Here is a 20,069-nt window from a genome sequence, read left to right as displayed (position 1 = left end):
AATAACATGAAATACAAATCATTTTCTATGCTGGCTCTCGTTATCATGACGTCGAGTGTATACGCTGAGCAACAGCTCTCTCAACAGCCTGCACCAGAACTGTTTGTGCCATCAGAAGCGGTTGAGATTAATGGCCAAGATTATCGAAAAGTGCAAACTGGCACTATTAGAACCCTATCTGAAGACGTAAAACTTCAAGCGGGTGATGAGGTGTTTAAGAATGCGTTTAGTAACGTATCCAAAGCCACTGGACTGGTTTATATCACCGTAAACAATCCTAACGAAGCGAAAGCAGTCGCCAAAGAGTTAAAATTAGAAGTTATCTTCGCAGAGGGGGAATCAGCGGTGTTAAAAGCATCTCAAGATCAAGATCTGCTAAGTATTAGCGACTACCTAAACGCAGACAGCCGGGTAAAAGCGTCTAAAATTGAACTAAACAGCGGTAAATACCGTGCACAATAATTCTCTAACAAGAGAAGTTGGCCTGTAAAACCATGCCTCAGCGATTGCTGAGGCATTTTTATGGGTAGGAACAGATAGGCTATTATTCTTTAATAACATTTCGCATAACCAGTATGATACCTAAACACCCTACTCGCCTGCGCCTGTCATTTCTTAAACAAAATAATTTCCGTTCTTAGCTCTTCTTCCGTGGTTTCCTTCGGGCTATTCAGATAGCGTTCGATTCCTAAAGGACTGGTTTTGACTTTCATACCACTCTGACGAACCAAGTTCATCGCTAAAGCCCATGCATTTCCCAAAAACTGATATTCACCTCGGTGTTCAACGACAAATGTTTCACTCTCAGGAATGGTACCGGTAACCGCCCCTTGAGGCGCTGGTACTGAGTTATGAAGAGGAAAGCAAGTGATAAACTCGAATGTACCTTTCTGCATATCCATCGACTGGTAATAACAAAACAATTCACCATTCACGGATAGGGTTTCGTCACTAATTAACTGTTCTAGTTGCTGAACATGCTTCTCAATTACCGAACCTAATTCCTGCAAGCTAGCCACACCCTTGATCCCAATGTAATGAATTTGAGGCAACGTTCGGTTACCTATTTCGACTAAGTCTGAATGCACTCTTCCGGTTTCAAGCTTACTTTTGAGCATGCGTAACCCACGTTGATAATCCATCTCTATCATCGACTTAAACATACTTTTCAGAAAGAACAGATACCAAGGGACGCGAGATTGCATTTGCCATTCGACTAAACAGCCATTTTGTGACGGCGTCACGATTAGAGTCACCTTTCCATGGCTCTTGATTGGGCGAAAGAAATGTAGCTCCATATCTAATCGATGCTCTTGAGTACTTTCCAGTACAATCGCGCCAGTCCCAATACGCTGACCATTCCATTGATAACCAGCTCCAACGTGGCCCTGATTATCACTGAATGTCAGCTCGCAGCTTGGTTCAAGAATGATCCATGGTGACCAGCTGGGCCAGTTATTGAAGTTCTTGAGATAGCCAATAATTTCACTTTGATTCTTATTAATTTCAATACTTCGGCTGACCTGATAAGAGAGCATAACGGTTCCTCGAGTTTCCGCTTCACTAACTTCAGTCTAATTCAAATTCCAGTTTTTTCTTGTTTGACTACGGGTTAGATGCGTACGACAAGAAAAATCCAGAGCGTTAATTCTCACTTGAATCAATACGCGCAAAGCTAAGAGCAGAACTCCACTTTTGCACTAAATCGAACACCATCATCGTCCAGTACTAACGCCCACCCCATCCGTTCACATATTCGTTGTACGATAACAAGCCCACAACCATAACCAGCGTTGTACGTCTCGTTGCCATCGTGACGGTTTAGGATCTTAAGCGCATGACCTTTCAACTCAATTTCAATATCTCCCACACTATAGCTAAAGGCGTTTTTAATCAGATTGTTGATAACAATGGTCACAAAACTCTCTGGTGCCTTCACTACACCACTATGTTGTTCGTGCAAAGCGTAGTTCGAATCTTGCTTGGCAAATAAAGGAGCCAGCTCTTCCAGTTGTTTTTGTAAACAAGTAAGAAGCTGATGCTCTCCGTAATGTTGAGGCTCTATTTTCTCTTTACCAAGTAAGAGAAACGCTTCTGTCAGTACACGCATCTCGTCACAAGCTGACTGCATCCTCGTGATGGCTTTTTGCGCAACTCGAGGTTGATCAGGAAGACGCGTCAGAATGTCTGTTGAGCCTTTAATCACCATGATTGGCGTTCTCAACTCATGCGATGCAAAACGGCTAAATTCTTGTTCTCGTTTGAAATAGCCCGCGATATCGTTCTTATTATCCAGCAAAGTCTGCTCTATCTGGCGTGTTTCGCTGAACTTAGTTTCAACTTGGAAAGCGGGTTGATCCGGTGACATTTGGCTAATTTTGTCTTCAATTTGCGCTAATGGCCGAGACAATATTCGCACCATGTAAATGCCATACCCAACCATGACAAATGAAAACAAACCACCGAGCAGCAGCGTAAACTGATGCAGCGAGCTTTCGTATTCGTCCAAGTAATCATCTGAGTCATCTTGAAATACAATGTACATAAGCCCCTTCCCTGAGGGGTGGTTCAATACAACAAAGTGTTTGTCTTCTTCACCAAGCAGGTATTCGTAAAAACCAGGTGAAGTAAAAGAGAGCAACCAATCGGGTGTCGGTGCTTCACTCCAATATGAGTTGAATTCCAATACGTTTGGCAATGGCGCATCCCAGCCCTGTTTCTCGAAATTCTCACTATAAAGCGCAGCTTCAGTATCTAGCCAGTGATGTAAACTCAGCACTTCCAGTTTGTTTTCTGCCACATAAATCAGCGACCAAAAAAGAGTAAACATCACAAACGTCATGACCCCAAAACCCCAACGGATCTTGCGATAAATGCTTGGATATTCGTTATGCTTTAAGTCGGTAACCTTGTCCATGAATAGTCTCTAATCGTGATTCTTCAAAACCTTTGTCTAGCGCGGTTCTTAAACCGTAAATATGGCTACGAAGTGCATCACTTCCGGGTGGTTCGTCTCCCCACACACTATCGATCACTTCTGTGCGCGAGACCGCTGCTGGAGCACGTTGGAGGAGCAATTTTAAAATTTTAGTTTGAATTCGACTCAGCTTAATTTCTTTGTCTTTTCTCGTTACTTTTCCTGTCCGCGCATCTAAACAAATATCTGCAAATTTGAGCGTTCCGATATCTTGTCTTGGACCACGATTAGCCAAAGCATGAACACGCAAACTGAGCTCTTCCATCGCAAATGGCTTCATTAAATAATCATCTCCCCCCGCTTTAAAAGCCGCGATTTTGTCCTCTAGCGTATCTTTTGCCGTTAGGAAGAGAATTGGCGTTCCACATAACTTATCTTGTCGAAGCTTCTGTACCGTACTGATGCCATCGAGCTTCGGCATCATGATATCCATGATGATTACATCGTAATGATTTTCCTCGATTAACTTAATCGCAGCCTCTCCATGAAACGCACAATCGATAATCATGCCTTCTAGCTCAAGATAGTCTGCAATCGTCTCCGAGACGTTATGGTTGTCATCTACAATTAAAATTTTCATAAAATCACATTTCTTCACGATCTCTTCACGATATGCCCAATAAGATACAGGCAATTTCCTAAACTCGCTCGTAAATTGAGGTTAATACAATGAAAAAACTCGCTCTTATTTCTGTAGTAGGTTTGGCATTGTCTGGTTGTGGTGGTTCAGGTGGTGGCAGCAATAGCGATAGCACATCAACTCAACCAGCAGTGAAACCAAGTGTAGCGATTGGCTCTGTTGAAGCGGTCAACGCTGAAGAAAGCACGTTAACCGTCAATGGACATACGTATCGTGTGTCTGAGGTGGTTTATGACGACACACAAGTGCAACTGGCCGATGTAAAACCAAAAATGGTGGTTCGCGTGGGTTCAGATATTCGGCAAACTTCGGACAATGGCGTCCGAGTCATACTTGAACCAACCATTACTGGACGTGTGACAGCAATTGATCATGTGAAGAAAAAATTCACGGTAAACGGCGTAGAGCTGCAGCTTGACGATTTCAGTGATGATATAGAGGTCAACGACTGGGTGATGGTGTCATCATTGCCAACTGCTGATGCGGGTTATCGAGTGTTGTCTGTGGTCGAGCTCGACGTAGATAACGATTACCCAGCACTTGATAACGACTACGAACTGGAAGGCCGTATTACCAGTATCGATGCAAATGCTGGAACATTTAAGTTAGGTGGAAAAGTAACGGTGACATATAACAACGTTAACCAGCTTAGCATTGGTCAATGGATTGAAGCCGAAGGTGAAATGCAAAACGGTATCTTCATGGCACATGAGGTAGAAGTTGAAGGCTACGACGTCATAAGCAATGACAGCGATGTGGAAGGCATCGTCACTTGGGTTGCAAATGACTACCGTGAGTTCTCACTAAACTACCGAGGTGCATTCTTCATCGATAACGCAACACGATTTGAAGATGGCAGCAAAGCGAACCTAAAACAAGGCCAAGAAGTGGAAGTAACGTCTGTCATGAAAAATGGCAAACGCATCGCTACCGTTATTGAGTTTGAGCAACCAGACTTTGACGATAACAACCAATGGCAAGGTAAAGAATTTGAATGTGAAGGATACGTATCAAACTACGATGCTGAAGCAAGAACATTTGAAATCGAGCATTGTGAGAATGATGCTGATCAAGTACTAACTAACACCACCGTTGTGATTGATGCACAAACACGCTTCCAAGGCATTGAAGAACTTAACCTAAATGGTGCTCGTGTCGAAGTCGAAGGTGTGATCATTAACGAGCAAAATATTGCCCGTGAAGTGGAGTTAGACGTTTACGACAACTAATCCCTTCTACGCTTAAGAAAAAGTGTCACTTCGGTGGCACTTGTTCTTTTCACCTTACTTTGCTTCCCAAGCTCAAACCAACAAATTCTCAGTCAAAGCCTTTTCTCTCCGTTACACTTTACCTATGTTTCACAACATTGGTGACGAATATGAAAAAACGCAACCTCATTTTGTTAATCTTGTTTTTTGGTTCAGCCACGAGCTTAGCTAGCGTTATGGATCCTGACTGCGATGCAGAAAAGGCAGCTAAAGCCGCTGCGACAAAAGCCGTGGTTGGTGTTGGTGGTCGCTGTACGCCTAAAGAGGCACTGAAAGATACCGCAGTTGATGCAGGAAAAGACAAATTGCCAGATGAAGGGGTGGCGGGTAAAGCTGTTGATGCAATTACACCGGAAAAAGAGAAGAAAACGGTGAAAGACGTAACCAAAAAGCTCAATAAAGATTGATACGCTTTCTTGTAGTTAACTTTAATAGCGAAACTCCCCCCTCCCCAAAAAAAGAGCGCCGATTGACGCTCTTTCCGAACTCTAATAGATAACCAATTATGCGGTTTCTGCTTCACCTATCCAATGATAATGGTGGTTAGCTTTTTTCCCCACTAAACCGAGCTCTGCCAATTCTTCAAATACCTTGTCTACCTCTTCCGCAGACAGCCTAAACTGTTTAGCAACGGCTTTTTTGGTGCACGTAATTTGATGCGTTTTAAGTGCATCGCTAACTTGCTCTAACAAGGTTTTCGGTTCCTTTGGTTCTTCTGGCTCCGGCGCTACTGGTATTTCTTGCTCTTCTTCCTCTTTTATATGAGGAAGATAACCCGCAGGCGCTGGGTCTATATCGCGAACTGTTTTCAATATCATGCCCTCATTTCTGCGATAGAAATATCGGAACCGTTGCTCTTCACCAATCAAGCCAACAAAAAATGCAGCAAAGAAGTCCAAAAGAATCGAAAGAAATACAACCAAGCCAAGCTGAGCTTGCTGAGAGGTGGTACCAAATGCGTTGGCTAGGCTATCAATCAAACCAATCACTGAGCCTTGCGTAACCGGCGGTAAACTATCACGCTCCATAGCCAAGCGTTGCTGCTCTTCACGTAAGGTTTTGTTTTGATCCTGAATGCGAGTTACACCAGTCGCGATACGCTCCATCTCGATGTATTTCTGCGCTGCCATATTGTTGAGCTCAATCTGCTTATCGATTGCCGCAATCTGACGATTAAACGCTTCCACTTTCGCCTGCTCTACCGAAATATGACTTTGTGCACTATTGGTTGCACTATTAATGCCACCAATACTACCGCCAATGGAAATCGCAGCTAAGACTAAATACAACACGAGAGCGGTTGCTGCTCCTGTGTAGTTGCGATGGGCTCGGCGCTCACCGTATTCATACCAAGCGTAAAATTTACCCGCTTCAAAAATGATCGCTAAACCACCAAATAAGGTTTGCATCATCGGATTTTCGTCGATAGACAAAAATAGCAATAGAGAAAAAATAGTCGATGCTAAAATCGCAGCACCAGTGAATGCGTATACACTCACCATGGCAAATCGACCTTTAGGGTATCGATATCCAATCTGTTGTTCGTATTTCATTTGAGAAATTTCTTAAGATTAATCGCCCCTCCTACTAAGTAGGACGGACGTTTCTGGCATGTACAAAGGAGCGCAGAATACCGTATCCTTTATTAAATTACTGTCATAATTCCGTTAATGAAAAACAAGTGAAGATTCGGTAGGCATTTTGAATCGATATCAGCCAAATCTAGCACGTAAAAACACCACCACGACACCCACTAACCGAAGCTTCAGTGACATATAAGAGAGATTAATTCGGTATCTTCAAAAGCGACTAGGCAAGACTGACAAGTTGAATTGGAGGTTGTGAATATCAGCCGAATCAAGACATTAAAGCGTTAAAAATAGACAATAAAACAAATAACGCACACTTGCATCACCTTTTAGTAAACTGATAATTACATTGTTTGGTTAATTTGTTAGTATCCCGCGCCGAAGAAGATAAGCACTCAATTGTATGGAAAACACTCTAATACAGCACAAACACCATCGCTTGCACGCTATTGCGGTTATTATCGCGGTGTTGTTTCAGTTGTATTTAGCGTCCACAGCCGCTCTTAACCCTACACAAGTTCACAGCACAACTTGGCTCAACAAAGTCCAAAGTGAAAAGGTTTTACTGTGTACCGCAGATGGTTTCAAATGGGTGGATATCAATACGTTGATTGAGGCTAACGCTCAATCTTCTTCTAAGCTTATCCAAGATCTTAACTTACACGACGGCTTTCAGTTTGAATGCCCGCTTCTTCAAGCTGTTCAATTCTTTCTTCTGGTTGCGATTGGGCTTTACCTGACAACCATCCATTGGCTGCGCCGAGTAAAGTATGCACTGACGACTTATCACTTTTCTAAATGCGATAAGCTCGTTTACAAACACATCGCGCCTAAGCACTCTCCGCCGAGTGTTTTTCCTGCCTAACAGGCATCTAATCATTGACAACCTTATTCAAAAATAACGATGACTCTGTTTGTTGTCCATTCAGAGAAGCTATTAATTCAAAAGGAAAAACACATGCTTAAATCATTAAAAACCGCCGCTATCGCGCTTATTGCTGTCATCGCTAGCCCACTGAGTTTAGCGCACGATTATGAAGCAGGAAAAATTCATATCGACCATCCATGGAGCCGCGAAGCGCCACCAAACGCACCTGTTATCGGTGGTTTTTTTCAATTAACCAACCACGGTGACAGTGAAGATGCATTGATCGCAGCAGAAAGCCCAATCGCAGGGCATGTCGAAATTCACACGCATAAGAAAGAAGATGGTGTGATGAAAATGATTAAGATTGACGAAGTGCGCGTTCCAGCCAATGACTCAGTGTTGTTTAAGCCAGGCAGCTTCCATTTAATGATTTTTAACCCAACACAAACTCTTAAAGAAGGCGACCGCTTCCCTATGACGTTAACATTCAAAAACGCGGGTAAAGTGGAAGTAGAAATGGCGGTTGAAAAACAAGGTCACATGGAAAAACACATGCACCATTAATGACGTAAACAAAAGTGCCCGCTGATTTAGCGGGCATTTTTATCTCAGCTTAGTCAAAATCATTATTCCGGTAGATCCTAACTCGACTCTTCAGAATAATGGTGATGAATAACGCTCGGCGAAACGGGGTCACATATCATAACAGCGTGCTCGGGCAAGAGATTCTAAATCACGCTCGTCCCTCACTATTCAGAATGACCTTGAAAGACTTAAGATCCTAAAAAGGTTCCCTACCCGCTTAAAACTCAACCTCTCGACAAAGTTCTCCAACCATCACTTGGCAAGCCTAAATGAAATCATAAGTTTGGCAACAAAGACCCACTGTTAATCGGCTTTCTTTCTACTTGAAACAAACCTCAGCCCAACGAGCTAAGCCGGCAGCTATATGCTCAATTGTTTATATATCCCGATTCTCCTGACTAGATACAAATCATGCACGACCGTAAAAGTCGATATATGCCACTGGATGAGTCAGCATCTCAAAAAAGTACGTGATCGACTTCTCATTGTTGGTGTTTCTCTGTTTATTAAAACCATTTGTATTACAATAATACCCTATGTTAAATGAAAAATCCTTTCCAACTCTACAAACATGAGAGAACACCATTATGTCTACTAAAATTGCATTTATTTCTGGTGCTACTGGCGGTATCGGCTTCCAAGTGGCAAAGCGTCTTGGTCAGGATGGATACACGGTCATTCTAAACGGCATTGAAGATGAAAAAGGTTCGGAGTGTGTCTCCAAACTACATAACGCAGGGATTGAGGCTGAATACTACGGTTTTGACGTTACAGATGAACATGCCGTCGATGAAAACATCAATGCTATTGGTGAAAAATACGGCAAAATCGATGTTGTCGTTAATAACGCAGGTGGTCTTGGTGGTCGTAGTCCTATTGAAGGTATGGAAACTGCTTTTTTCCGTAAAGTCATGGCTTTAAACCTCGATAGTGCATTCTTCATATCACGCGCAGCGATTCCATTTCTAAAAAAGTCTGATAACGCATCAATTATCAACTTCACTTCAAACGCTGCTTGGAATGCAGGTGGTCCAGGTGCAGGTATTTACGGTACATCAAAAGCCGCCGTTCATACATTAACTCGCGCTTTAGCTAAAGAGTTAGCTCCGGCAGGAATTCGAGTCAATGCAGTATCTCCTGGCACTATCGATACACCATTCCATGCTCAAATCAAAGCAACCAAGCCTGAAGTATTTGCTTCTTGGGCAGACAGTATTATGCTTGGACGCCTAGGCCAGCCAGAGGAAGTCGCCTCTGCTATCTCTTTTCTGGTAAGTAAAGATGCATCATTCATTACCGCAGAAACACTGCAAATTGGTGGTGGTCAAGCTTTAGGCATTTAGTACCAATAAGTCTTTTTACCTATCAGTAAGTACGCTTTAGTACTGATTTGATAACGGCCGCAGTATGTTTGTACTGCGGCTTATCCTTATACCACCTCGCCTTTCACCCCATCTGGAACGTTTCACCCATTTTTGGTATAGACAGTATTCCTCTAGCTGAAACAAAATCACTTGTATTACAATAAATCTTATTTTTACGTTATTTAAGCCTCCTAAAGGCTTTGTTCACGATAAAATGGAAGCGTAATGAATCCGCTTTTCTTATATACACTAATGAATAAAACCCCCACAAACCTTACTTACATCTCACTTTTAGAAAAAATTCATCCCAAGCCCGCTATGCTCATAATTTTCAATTGCAAAAGCCACAATAGTCATTATGATTACTAACAAGCAATATAATCATACAATAGTATTTTTGGAGTTAAAATGACTAAACCTATCATTGGTTTCATCGGCCTAGGCTTGATGGGCGGAAACATGGTTGAAAACCTACAGAAACGTGGTTACGAAGTTGCTGTAATGGACCTCAATAAAGATGCTGTTGACGCAGTACTAGCTCGTGGAAACGCTTCTGAAGCTTCTTCAGGTAAAGAGCTAGCAGAGAAAAGTGATATCGTGATGCTGTGCCTAACAACATCTGAAGTTGTCGAAAAAGTTGTTTACGGAGACACTGGTGTTCTAGCTGGCATGTCAGAAGGTAAAACACTCATCGACTTCGGTACATCTATTCCAGCTTCAACGAAGAAGATTGGCGCTGACCTTGCTAAGAAAGGGGCTGGTATGATTGATGCGCCTCTAGGTCGTACACCTGCCCACGCAAAAGATGGTTTACTGAACATCATGGCCGCAGGCGACGTCGAAACATTCAATAAGGTTAAGCCAGTGCTGGACGATCAAGGTGAAAACGTATTCCACCTTGGCGCACTAGGCTCTGGTCACGTAACTAAGCTTGTGAATAACTTTATGGGTATGACAACCGTAGCAACCATGTCTCAGGCATTTGCTGTTGCTAAACGTGCTGGTGTTGATGGTCAACAATTATTCGACATCATGTCTGCAGGACCATCAAACTCACCATTTATGCAATTCTGTAAGTTTTACGCCGTAGATGGCGAAGAAAAACTAGGCTTCTCTGTTGCAAACGCAAACAAAGACCTCGGTTACTTCCTTGCTCTATGCGAAGAGCTTGGTACAACTTCCCTGATTGCAGAGGGCACTTCTAAGAGTCTACAAGCAGCAGTTGATAAAGGCCTTGGTCAAAATGACGTTCCAGTCATCTTCGACTACTTTGCAGAGCTAGAAGCTTAGTCACACTCAGTTGTGACTAAAAGCCCAGCTACTAATGTAGCTGGGCTTTTTTTGTTTTTCCTCTTCCCCTGACGCTCATCACTCCTTGATACCCTAGCCACTCCATTAAGGTTTTGCAGGGCTGCCTCTTCCAATTCTCTTATATATTTTCCACTAACACTTCAAAACCTCTCTCCTATTTCTGGCGTACGCCTCATTAAAGCTACGTCTGATTTAATGCTTTTTCTTTGCTAAGAAGGCACACATATTTATTTAAATAGACAAAGCATCAGGTTTGGGGTGTAAAGTGTAAACACAGCGTGCAAAGAAAGTTAGATTGCTTTTTCGCTTTAGGCTGACGACTCTAATGCGAATATAGTCGCACCTTATTGGGAGTTCCCCAATACAACGAATAACAACAAACGATGCGCCACGCTTTCTCAGTCAGCGTGATCAAAAAATCCCACGGCTTTAACACCGCGGGATTTTTCATTGAGAGTCTTTAACTTTGGTTAGCTTTTCGCGTTAGCTAACTTTGGGCTTTTAGGCCCTCGGGCTGCGTTCACCAATAGAACACCCACCGAGAGAACAATCGCACCACACAAGATAAACAGTAGTCGACCAGATGGTTCATTTGGAATTAGAGCCATAGCTAGGATACCGAAGCCCGCTACGCTGATAAGCTTACCAAGCATGCCGCGCTGTTTTGTATCTAGGTTCTGCTGCTCTTCGCTATCAGCCACAAGTGGCGTATTCCAGTTATCGAACAATTGGTCCACTTCTTTCTCACGTTCAGGTGATAGACCTTTGTAGAAGAGCGTTGTCAGCAAGAAGAAACCACCGGTGAAGATAACGTGTGCCGCTAAGCTCAAGCCAACTTTTAGGTCTGCCCACTCACGTCCTGTAAACGCTTGCTCTAGACCGAATAGGCGCTCTACATCTTCTGCTTGTAGTGAGATACCGAAGATGTAAGAAACAAAGCCACCAACAACCAGTGTTGCCCAACCAGCCCAATCCGGCGTCTTACGAATCCACATACCAAGTAGTACAGGAATCAGCATTGGGAAGCCAATTAATGCACCGACGTTCAGTACGATATCGAACAGGCTCAAGTGACGTAGTGAGTTAATGAATAGACCGATACCAATGATGATGAAGCCCATCACGATAGTCGTTGCTTTACTCACGATAACCAGTTCTTTTTGCGACGCTTGTGGACGCACAATCGGGCTGTAGAAGTTCATCACAAAGATGCCCGCGTTACGGTTAAGACCAGAGTCCATTGAAGACATGGTCGCCGCAAACATTGCTGACATAAGAAGACCCACCATACCTGCTGGCATTACGTTTTGTACGAATGCTAGGTATGCTGCATCACCACCTACTGAGCCGTATTGCTCTGCGAAATCAGGCATAAATGCCGCAACGTACCAAGGTGGTAGGAACCAGATGATAGGACCAACAATCATCAGCACACATGCAAGACCTGCAGCTTTACGTGCGTTTTCACTGTCTTTTGCACATAAGTAGCGGTAAGCGTTGATGCTGTTGTTCATGACACCGAACTGTTTAACAAAGATGAACACAACCCAAAGGATAAAGATACTGAAGTAGTTCAGGTTGTTACCCAGCATGAAGTCGCCGTGAAAGTTCGACACGATGTTTCCAATACCGCCACCATGGAAGTATGCCGCCACCGCACAAGTGATCGTCACTGCCATGATAACCAGCATCTGCATAAAGTCAGATGCAACAACCGCCCAAGAGCCGCCTGTTACCGCCATTAGCATTAGCACTAAGCCCGTAACGATGATGGTCGCTTCCATAGGAATGTTGAAGACCGCTGCCACGAAAATCGCAAGACCATTCAACCAAATACCGGCCGAGATCAAGCTGTCTGGCATACCAGCCCAAGTGAAGAACTGCTCTGAAGTCTTACCAAAACGTTGACGAATTGCTTCAATCGCCGTCACTACACGTAGTTGGCGGAACTTTGGAGCAAAATAGAGGTAGTTCATAAAGTAGCCAAATGCGTTGGCTAAGAATAGGATTACAACAACGAAACCGTCGTTGAACGCGCGTCCTGCGGCACCTGTAAACGTCCATGCTGAAAATTGCGTCATGAAGGCGGTAGCACCTACCATCCACCATAACATCTTACCGCCCCCTCGGAAGTAGTCACTGGTTGAGGTAGTGAACTTACGGAACATCCAACCAATTGCAACTAAGAAGAAGAAGTAGGCAAGAACAACAAGAGTATCAATAGTCATTTTTTCAGCCTTTCAAGTTTGATCATTTTCTAACGTCTAGACTACTCTTCTCATAACCCCATTTGTACTACAATAAGCTTTAATTGTGATCTAAAGCATAAGTTATTTAACGAAAAAAACACGTCAAATCCCTTACTTTCTTAGACCAATGGCTTTCTAGGAGATAATTGCCACTCAGAACGCCTCAACATATTGTAATACAAATTGTCTAATTGAAATTTATTAGAGTATGGAATATTTTTCTTCTTCGCGCTTTGTCTGAAGATCAAAAATGCGCGGCATTTCTTTGAAGGAAACGTAATGAGATGTTTCGAAAAAATTGGATAGAAAGTAGGATTTATATGAATGCGATTCTTAACTCTCGCCTCTTTAAAGCTTTCAAACACAAATAAGCGAGCACTGAGGCTCGCTTTTCATTCTTTTCGCTAGTTTTATCGGGGTGTTACGACACTTATGCTACGTGAGCTACTGCGTCGCGAACCAGTGTCCCTAGTTCATCCCACTTACCTTCATCGATAAGTTTTGTTGGAACCATCCAAGTACCGCCACATGCCAGTACTGAAGGGATAGACAAGTACTCGTCTACGTTACCTAGGCTCACGCCACCTGTTGGCATGAATTTCACAGGGTAAACCGCCGTAAGTGCTTTAAGCATACCAACACCGCCAGATGGCTCAGCAGGGAAGAACTTAAGTGTACGCAGACCCATTTCCATCGCTTGCTCAACTAGGCTTGGGTTGTTTACGCCAGGTACGATAGCCACACTTTTGTCTAGGCAGTATTGAACCGTGCGAGGGTTAAAGCCAGGGCTTACTATAAAGTCCACACCAGCTTCGATCGCTTGGTCAACTTGCTCGTTAGTTAGGATCGTACCTGCACCGATCAGCATTTCTGGGAACTCAGCGCGCATAGCACGAATCGCTTCTGCAGCACACTCTGTGCGGAACGTGATTTCAGCGCAAGGCATACCGTTTTCAACCAAAGTGCGGCCTAGAGGAATCGCATCTTCTGCTTTGTTAATGGCAATAACAGGAATTACTTTTAGGTTTGCTAGTTGTTCGTTTAATGTCGTCATAAGAGTGTACTCGTCGTCGTTAACTTGAGTTCAATAAATCACTGCGGAGCGCCGATTACTCAACGCTCCGCAAAAGAATTACAAAGGAAGATCTGGCATCACTTCACGTGGAATGATGGCACCTTTATGTTGAATTACCGCGCCAGCCATACAGTGGCCAGAGTAAGCCGATTCCGCTGCATTGCCGCCAGTCAAACGCTTCGCCAAGAAGCCTGCACTGAAAGAATCACCAGCCGCTGTTGTATCAATCACGTTGTCGACTTTGTTTGGCGCCACATATTGCGCTTCGCCATTCGCGACAACCAAGCAATCTTTGCTACCACGTTTGATGATGATTTCATCCACGCCCAGTGCAGAGGTTCTCTCGATGCACTGTTCTAGATGCTCGTCACCGTAAAGCATTTGCTCATCTTCAAATGTGAGCAGTGCGATATCTGTGTGCTTAAGGATCTTAAGGTACCAAGACATGGCATTCTCGCGGCTTTCCCACAATTTAGGACGGTAGTTGTTATCGAAAATAACCTTACCACCTTGTGCCTTGAAGCGCTCAAGGAAGCCAAACAGTTGCGTCTTACCTTCTTCAGTAAGGATCGCTAATGTAATACCGCTCAAGTAAACCGCATCGTACGAGTAAAGTTTGTCGACTAATAGCGGAGACTCGTTTTGTTCGAATAGGAACTTAGCGGCCGCTTCGTTACGCCAGTAGTGGAAGTAACGTTCGCCAGTTTCATCGGTTTCGATGTAGTAGATACCTGGTTGCTTTTCTTTAACAGAAAGAACCAGACTAGTATCGATGCCCTCTTCTTGCCATGCTGATAGCATTTCTTGGCTAAAAGGATCGTTACCCAGAGCCGTTACATAGCTGGTTTTAATATCGTGAGCTTTGGTCAAACGAGATAAATACAGTGCGGTATTCAACGTATCACCACCGAATGACTGCTTTAGCTGACCTTCCTTTTTCTGTAGCTCAACCATACATTCGCCAATGACCGCGATGTTTAATGATTTCATGTTGTCACCTTAGCAACTGAGGTTGCGCTATAGATTATTTTAAGAAATCTTCACGTGCTGGGTTGAAGATGTCTAGAAGAATGCTGTCTTGCTCTAGTGCAACCGCACCGTGCATCATGTGCTTACGAGCAAAGTATGCGTCGCCTTCTTTTAGTACTTTCTTCTCGCCTTCGATTTCCGCTTCAAAGCTGCCACGTACTACGTAACCGATTTGATCGTGGATTTCGTGAGTATGCGGAGCGCCAATCGCGCCTTTATCAAAACATAGGTGAACCGCCATTAGGTCATCTGTGTAAGCAACAATTTTACGTTTGATACCGCCGCCTAGCTCTTCCCACGGGTTCTCATCTAATACAAAGAAAGAATTCATCGTCATACTCCTAAAAAGTCTCTATTAAAGCGAACCCTACGGCACTTCATTCTTAACCATGCTTAATTAAAAGGTCCTCTTAAAAAAGCGTCGTATTGATAAAAGTGAAACGCGAAGCGAAAGGGTCTGCTGTCGAATTGGTAACGAGCATATCCGATCTATTTTAATTGTAATACAATATATCTAAAAATATGTGATATTCATCAAACGGTGCTAGCTAAAGCATTCCACTTAACGATTGATAACGCCGAAACATCAGTCACAGCAAGGATTACCACAACAATATAAATCAATGGGTTAGCTAAATTCGCGTGATTTCACTCTCCCTTTTTGCCACAAAAACTACACCCAAACTTAATATTGTATTACTTTATAGAAAGTTTAAGAAAACAACACACTTCATCTGAGGGTGGTAAAGAAATGACTACACAACCGATTTTGTTGACTGAAGCAGAAGTCGAACTACTAAGAAAGGAAGTCGGAAAGCCGAGCTTAATGGGCAAATCCATTGAAGCGAATCGCAAGGAACTTGAAGCCTTCATGCGTCTACCTCTAGACGTACCAGGTCACGGCGAAGCGGGTGGCTACGAGCACAACCGTCACAAACAAAACTATACCTACATGAACTTAGCGGGTCGTTTGTTCTTGATCACTCAAGAAGAAAAGTACGCGCAGTTCGTTAAAGATCTTCTCGCTATTTACGCAGAGAAGTACCTCACTTTTGATTTCCACGTACAGAAAAACACTAACCCAACAGGTCGTCTTTTCCACCAGATCCTTAATGAACACTGTTGGTTAATGTTTACTAGCCTTGCTTACTCTTGCGTGGCATCAGTGATGACAGAAGAAGAGCGCACAGCCGTTGTTGAGCGCATTTTCGAACCAATGCTAGACATGTTCACAGTGAAATACGCGCACGATTTCGACCGTATTCACAACCACGGTATCTGGGCAGTTGCTGCTGTTGGTATTTGTGGTCTAGCTATTGGCAAACCTGAATATCTAGAGATGTCGGTATACGGTCAAGACCGTGATGATACCGGTGGCTTCCTAGCGCAAATCTCACAACTGTTCGCCCCTTCTGGTTACTACATGGAAGGTCCGTACTACCATCGTTATGCGATTCGTCCAACTTGTGTATTTGCAGAAGTAGTGCACCGTCATATGCCTGAAGTAGACATTTACAACTACAAAGACAAAGTGATTGGCAACACAGTACAAGCGATGCTGGCAACGGCTTACCCGAATGGTGAGTTCCCTGCCCTAAACGATGCATCTCGTACCATGAGTATTACCGACATGGGTGTTCAAGTTGCAGTGAGCGTTTACAGCAAACACTACGGTATGGATGACAACATCCTAGGCATGGCGAAGATTCAAAACGCCGTTTGGATGCACCCTTGTGGTCTTGAGCTTTCTCAAGCCTATGATAAAGCCATCGCAGACCGTGAAATCGGTATGCCTTTCTGGCCAAGTGTGGAACTAAACGAAGGTCCAACGGGTAACAACGGAGCGCAAGGCTTTATCCGTATGCAGGATAAAACCGGTGATGTGTCACAGCTTGTGATGAACTACGGCCAACACGGCATGGGACATGGTAACTTCGATACGCTTGGCATTACCTTCTTCAACCGTGGTCAAGAAGTGCTGCGTGAATACGGCTTCTGTCGCTGGGTAAATGTAGAGCCTAAATTCGGCGGTCGTTACCTAGACGAAAACAAATCGTACGCACGTCAAACTATCGCGCACAACGCGGTAACGATTGATGAGCAATGTCAGAATGGTTTCGATGTAGACCGCGCTGACTCAGTGCACGGTTTGCCTCACTTCTTTAAAGTAGAAGGCACTGAAATCAACGGTATGAGCGCGTTTGCGAACGACCATTACCCGAACACAGACATGCAGCGCAGTGTGTTCATGCTTAACCTAGATGAGCTTGAAGCACCGCTATTGCTAGACCTTTACCGCATCGAAGGTGAAGGCGGGCATCAGTACGACTACTCTCATCAATACGATGGTCAAATCGTACGTACTAACTTCGATTACCAAACCTTTGGTGAACTGAGCACGCTTGGCGATGACTTCGGTTACCAACACCTTTGGAAAGTAGCAAGCGGCAAAGTGCAAGATACGGCGCTGGTTAGCTGGCTACAAAACAACACCTACTACACTTGGTTAGGCACAAGCAGCAGCGCGAAACAAAACGGTGATAATGAAGTAATCTTCACTCGCACTGGCGCCAATGACCCAAGCTTTAACCTACGTAGCGAACCGGCATTCATTCTACGCAGCAAGGGCGAATCGACGCTATTTGCTTCTGTGCTAGAAACACACGGCTACTTCAACGAAGAGTTTGAGCAGTCTGTGAATGCACGTGGTCAGGTGAAAGATATCCGCGTCGTGGGTTACAACGCCGTTGGCAGCATCGTAGAAATCACGACTGAAAAATCACTAGTTACTGTGATGATCAGCAATGTGCTAGGCGCTGACGACCAAACCCCACACCAAGTAGAAATGAACGGTAAAACCTACAGCTGGAATGGCTTCTACTCTCTAGAAGTGAACGCACTCGGGCAGGAGAAATAATAATGAGCTACCAAACCCAGTCTTACCAACCGCTATTAATGAACTTTGAAGAAGCGGCAGAACTAAGCAAAGCACTTGGCACGGATAGCCTATTAGGAAATGCATTAGCACGTGACATCAAACAAACTGACGCTTACATGGCAGAGGTGGGGATTGAAGTACCAGGTCACGGCGAAGGCGGTGGTTACGAGCACAACCGCCACAAGCAAAACTACATCCACATTGATCTAGCGGGTCGCCTATTCCTTATCACTGGCGAACAGAAGTACCGTGATTACATCGTGGACATGCTAACGGCTTACGCGAAGGTTTACCCGACGCTAGAGAGCAACACCAGCCGTGACTCTAACCCTCCGGGTAAGATCTTCCACCAAACTCTGAACGAGAACATGTGGATGCTATATGCGTCTTGTGCGTACAGCTGCATTTACCACACATTGGAAGAAGAGCAAAAAACACTGATCGAAAACGACCTGTTCAAACAAATGATTGAGCTGTTCGTAGTCACTTACGGTCACGACTTCGACATCGTACACAACCACGGTCTGTGGGCAGTAGCAGCAGTCGGTATCTGTGGTTACGCAATTAACGATCAAGATGCAGTAGACAAAGCGCTTTACGGCTTGAAACTGGACAAAGTTAGCGGCGGCTTCCTAGCTCAGTTAGACCAACTGTTCTCGCCAGACGGCTACTACATGGAAGGTCCTTACTACCACCGTTTCTCGCTACGTCCAATCTACCTATTCGCAGAAGCGATTGAACGTCGTCAGCCTGAGCTTGGTATTTACGAGTTCAACGACTCCGTCATCAAGACCACGTCTTACGCAGTATTTAAGACGGCATTCCCAGATGGTACTTTGCCAGCATTGAACGATTCGTCGAAGACGATTTCGATTAACGATGAAGGCGTAATCATGGCAACGTCAGTATGTTTCCACCGTTACGAGCAGTCTGAAACGCTACTTGGCATGGCAGACCACCAACAAGACGTTTGGGTTCATATCTCAGGCAAAACATTGTCTGATGCGGTTGCAGCTGCAGACAACATCAAGCCATTCAACTGGGGTAGCCTATTCGTAACAGACGGCCCAGAAGGCGAAAAAGGCGGTGTAAGCATTCTTCGTCATCGTGACGAACAAGACGACGACACCATGGCGCTTATCTGGTTTGGTCAGCACGGCTCCGATCACCAGTACCACTCAGCGCTAGACCACGGTCACTACGATGGTCTGCACCTGAGCGTGTTTAACCGCGGTCATGAAGTGCTGCACGATTACGGCTTTGGTCGCTGGGTAAACGTTGAGCCTAAATTTGGCGGTCGTTACATCCCAGAGAACAAGTCTTACTGTAAGCAGACAATCGCGCACAACACAGTTACGGTTGACCAAAAAACGCAAAACAACTTCGACACAGCGCTAGCAGAAACCAAGTTCGGTTCTAAGCACTTCTTCAAAGCTGATGATGAAAAGCTGCAAGGCATGAGCGGTCGTATTTCTGGTTACTACAACGGTGTAGACATGCAGCGCAGCATCATTCTTGCTGAATTGCCAGAATTCGAAAAACCGCTTGTGATTGATGTTTACCGCATCGAAGCAGATCAAGAGCACCAATACGACCTGCCGGTGCACTACTCTGGTCAAATCATCCGTACGGATTTTGAATACGATGTAGAAAGCACACTGCGTCCAATGGGCGAAGACAACGGTTACGAGCATCTATGGAATGTGGGTTCAGGCCAAGTTCAAGGCAGCTCGCTTGTAAGCTGGTTGCACGACAACAGCTACTACTCGCTAATCACAAGCGCAACAAACGGCGGCAAAGTGTTCTTCACTCGCACTGGCGCAAATGATCCAGACTTCAACTTGAAGAGCGAACCAGCACTGATCCTACGTCAATCTGGTCAAAACCACGTGTTTGCTTCTGTGTTAGAGACACACGGTTACTTCAACGAGTCTATCGAAGCATCGGTTGGCGCTCGTGGTCTAGTAGAGTCAGTAACCGTCGTTGGCAACAACGAAGTGGGTACCGTGATTCGTCTGCAAACCACCACAGGCAACGCTTACCACTTCGCTATCTGCAACCTAGACGAAGACAAGCAAAACGCGGCACATCGCGTTGAGTTCGACGGTGTGACTTACACTTGGGAAGGCGCATTCGCACAAATTTAATCTTTAGATAGTCACTAAAAATTAATGTA

17 protein-coding genes are annotated in these 20,069 nt (G+C 44.4%); 9 read left to right on the top strand and 8 right to left on the bottom strand.

The features are described 5' to 3' along the window. The first annotated feature begins 6 nt into the window (after window positions 1-6). Complete coding sequence (locus KJB35_RS24910) at window positions 7-462, top strand: hypothetical protein (protein WP_005375850.1); 456 nt, start codon at window positions 7-9, stop codon at window positions 460-462. Between the two features lie 146 nt (window positions 463-608). Here the strand turns inward: KJB35_RS24910 and KJB35_RS24905 are convergent, their stop codons facing one another. From KJB35_RS24905 to KJB35_RS24895, 3 genes are all read right to left on the bottom strand, one after another. Next, the gene (locus KJB35_RS24905) at window positions 609-1,538 is read right to left on the bottom strand and encodes an SRPBCC family protein (protein ID WP_017820241.1); all 930 of its coding nucleotides are present in this window, start codon (window positions 1,536-1,538) and stop codon (window positions 609-611) included. Window positions 1,539-1,675: 137 nt separating this feature from the next. After that, window positions 1,676-2,917: a HAMP domain-containing sensor histidine kinase gene (locus KJB35_RS24900; protein ID WP_017634216.1), complete on the bottom strand. Its 1,242-nt coding sequence runs from the start codon at window positions 2,915-2,917 to the stop codon at window positions 1,676-1,678. Next, window positions 2,889-3,557, bottom strand: a complete 669-nt coding sequence (locus tag KJB35_RS24895; protein ID WP_017820242.1) for a response regulator transcription factor — start codon at window positions 3,555-3,557, stop codon at window positions 2,889-2,891. The genes KJB35_RS24900 and KJB35_RS24895 overlap by 29 nt, the downstream gene beginning before the upstream one ends. Window positions 3,558-3,646: 89 nt before the next feature. Between KJB35_RS24895 and KJB35_RS24890 the strand changes: the two genes are divergently transcribed. Together KJB35_RS24890 and KJB35_RS24885 are read left to right on the top strand one after the other, a co-directional pair. After that, window positions 3,647-4,846 (top strand): DUF5666 domain-containing protein, encoded by a 1,200-nt coding sequence (locus KJB35_RS24890; protein ID WP_268208380.1) that lies wholly within the window; start codon window positions 3,647-3,649, stop codon window positions 4,844-4,846. Between the two features lie 149 nt (window positions 4,847-4,995). After that, entirely contained in the window at window positions 4,996-5,292 is a 297-nt protein-coding gene (locus tag KJB35_RS24885) for a hypothetical protein (protein WP_086047333.1), read from the top strand. A 96-nt stretch (window positions 5,293-5,388) separates the two neighbouring features. On the opposite strand, the gene KJB35_RS24880 is transcribed toward KJB35_RS24885, so the two are convergent. Continuing rightward, the gene (locus KJB35_RS24880; RefSeq protein ID WP_268208375.1) at window positions 5,389-6,438 is read right to left on the bottom strand and encodes a Preprotein translocase subunit SecY; all 1,050 of its coding nucleotides are present in this window, start codon (window positions 6,436-6,438) and stop codon (window positions 5,389-5,391) included. 439 nt (window positions 6,439-6,877) lie between these two features. Here KJB35_RS24880 and KJB35_RS24875 point away from each other — a divergent pair, with 439 nt between their 5' ends. The 4 genes from KJB35_RS24875 (at window position 6,878) to KJB35_RS24860 (ending at window position 10,581) form a co-directional block, all read left to right on the top strand. Next, window positions 6,878-7,339, top strand: coding sequence for a hypothetical protein (locus tag KJB35_RS24875; protein WP_005388493.1), 462 nt, complete (start codon window positions 6,878-6,880; stop codon window positions 7,337-7,339). 93 nt (window positions 7,340-7,432) lie between these two features. Next, a complete protein-coding gene (locus KJB35_RS24870; RefSeq protein WP_005375841.1) occupies window positions 7,433-7,906 on the top strand; it encodes a copper chaperone PCu(A)C in 474 nt (157 codons plus the stop codon). Window positions 7,907-8,514: 608 nt separating this feature from the next. Further along, window positions 8,515-9,270: an SDR family NAD(P)-dependent oxidoreductase gene (locus KJB35_RS24865; protein ID WP_268208372.1), complete on the top strand. Its 756-nt coding sequence runs from the start codon at window positions 8,515-8,517 to the stop codon at window positions 9,268-9,270. Window positions 9,271-9,684: 414 nt separating this feature from the next. Continuing rightward, complete coding sequence (locus KJB35_RS24860; protein WP_372051950.1) at window positions 9,685-10,581, top strand: NAD(P)-dependent oxidoreductase; 897 nt, start codon at window positions 9,685-9,687, stop codon at window positions 10,579-10,581. Between the two features lie 491 nt (window positions 10,582-11,072). On the opposite strand, the gene KJB35_RS24855 is transcribed toward KJB35_RS24860, so the two are convergent. From KJB35_RS24855 to KJB35_RS24840, 4 genes are all read right to left on the bottom strand, one after another. Then, window positions 11,073-12,830 carry a transporter gene (locus tag KJB35_RS24855; RefSeq protein WP_268208369.1) on the bottom strand — a complete coding sequence of 586 codons (1,758 nt, stop codon included), beginning with the start codon at window positions 12,828-12,830 and terminating at the stop codon, window positions 11,073-11,075. 451 nt (window positions 12,831-13,281) lie between these two features. Beyond that, entirely contained in the window at window positions 13,282-13,905 is a 624-nt protein-coding gene (locus KJB35_RS24850; protein WP_262634917.1) for a bifunctional 4-hydroxy-2-oxoglutarate aldolase/2-dehydro-3-deoxy-phosphogluconate aldolase, read from the bottom strand. 78 nt (window positions 13,906-13,983) lie between these two features. Further along, on the bottom strand, window positions 13,984-14,916 hold the full coding sequence (locus KJB35_RS24845) for a sugar kinase (RefSeq protein WP_005437155.1): 933 nt from the start codon (window positions 14,914-14,916) through the stop codon (window positions 13,984-13,986). Between the two features lie 34 nt (window positions 14,917-14,950). Beyond that, window positions 14,951-15,286, bottom strand: a complete 336-nt coding sequence (locus KJB35_RS24840) for a cupin domain-containing protein (protein WP_005450851.1) — start codon at window positions 15,284-15,286, stop codon at window positions 14,951-14,953. A gap of 420 nt (window positions 15,287-15,706) precedes the next feature. Between KJB35_RS24840 and KJB35_RS24835 the strand changes: the two genes are divergently transcribed. Beyond that, on the top strand, window positions 15,707-17,872 hold the full coding sequence (locus KJB35_RS24835) for a heparinase II/III family protein (protein WP_258650177.1): 2,166 nt from the start codon (window positions 15,707-15,709) through the stop codon (window positions 17,870-17,872). 2 nt (window positions 17,873-17,874) lie between these two features. Further along, window positions 17,875-20,040: a heparinase II/III family protein gene (locus KJB35_RS24830; protein ID WP_258650179.1), complete on the top strand. Its 2,166-nt coding sequence runs from the start codon at window positions 17,875-17,877 to the stop codon at window positions 20,038-20,040. Window positions 20,041-20,069: the final 29 nt, after the last annotated feature.

This window comes from Vibrio sp. D431a, assembly GCF_030248655.1.
Classification (GTDB): domain Bacteria; phylum Pseudomonadota; class Gammaproteobacteria; order Enterobacterales; family Vibrionaceae; genus Vibrio; species Vibrio alginolyticus.
Note: the sequence above shows the minus strand (reverse complement) of the source record. Positions and strands in the feature narration are given on the sequence as shown.

Bases quoted from the DNA above. Each gene is read 5' to 3' on its own strand.
- KJB35_RS24910 (WP_005375850.1), top strand. From the start codon at position 7: ATGAAATACAAATCATTTTCTATGCTGGCTCTCGTTATCATGACGTCG.
- KJB35_RS24905 (WP_017820241.1), bottom strand. From the start codon at position 1,538: ATGCTCTCTTATCAGGTCAGCCGAAGTATTGAAATTAATAAGAATCAA.
- KJB35_RS24900 (WP_017634216.1), bottom strand. From the start codon at position 2,917: ATGGACAAGGTTACCGACTTAAAGCATAACGAATATCCAAGCATTTAT.
- KJB35_RS24895 (WP_017820242.1), bottom strand. From the start codon at position 3,557: ATGAAAATTTTAATTGTAGATGACAACCATAACGTCTCGGAGACGATT.
- KJB35_RS24890 (WP_268208380.1), top strand. From the start codon at position 3,647: ATGAAAAAACTCGCTCTTATTTCTGTAGTAGGTTTGGCATTGTCTGGT.
- KJB35_RS24885 (WP_086047333.1), top strand. From the start codon at position 4,996: ATGAAAAAACGCAACCTCATTTTGTTAATCTTGTTTTTTGGTTCAGCC.
- KJB35_RS24880 (WP_268208375.1), bottom strand. From the start codon at position 6,438: ATGAAATACGAACAACAGATTGGATATCGATACCCTAAAGGTCGATTT.
- KJB35_RS24875 (WP_005388493.1), top strand. From the start codon at position 6,878: ATGGAAAACACTCTAATACAGCACAAACACCATCGCTTGCACGCTATT.
- KJB35_RS24870 (WP_005375841.1), top strand. From the start codon at position 7,433: ATGCTTAAATCATTAAAAACCGCCGCTATCGCGCTTATTGCTGTCATC.
- KJB35_RS24865 (WP_268208372.1), top strand. From the start codon at position 8,515: ATGTCTACTAAAATTGCATTTATTTCTGGTGCTACTGGCGGTATCGGC.
- KJB35_RS24855 (WP_268208369.1), bottom strand. From the start codon at position 12,830: ATGACTATTGATACTCTTGTTGTTCTTGCCTACTTCTTCTTCTTAGTT.
- KJB35_RS24850 (WP_262634917.1), bottom strand. From the start codon at position 13,905: ATGACGACATTAAACGAACAACTAGCAAACCTAAAAGTAATTCCTGTT.
- KJB35_RS24845 (WP_005437155.1), bottom strand. From the start codon at position 14,916: ATGAAATCATTAAACATCGCGGTCATTGGCGAATGTATGGTTGAGCTA.
- KJB35_RS24840 (WP_005450851.1), bottom strand. From the start codon at position 15,286: ATGAATTCTTTCTTTGTATTAGATGAGAACCCGTGGGAAGAGCTAGGC.
- KJB35_RS24835 (WP_258650177.1), top strand. From the start codon at position 15,707: ATGACTACACAACCGATTTTGTTGACTGAAGCAGAAGTCGAACTACTA.
- KJB35_RS24830 (WP_258650179.1), top strand. From the start codon at position 17,875: ATGAGCTACCAAACCCAGTCTTACCAACCGCTATTAATGAACTTTGAA.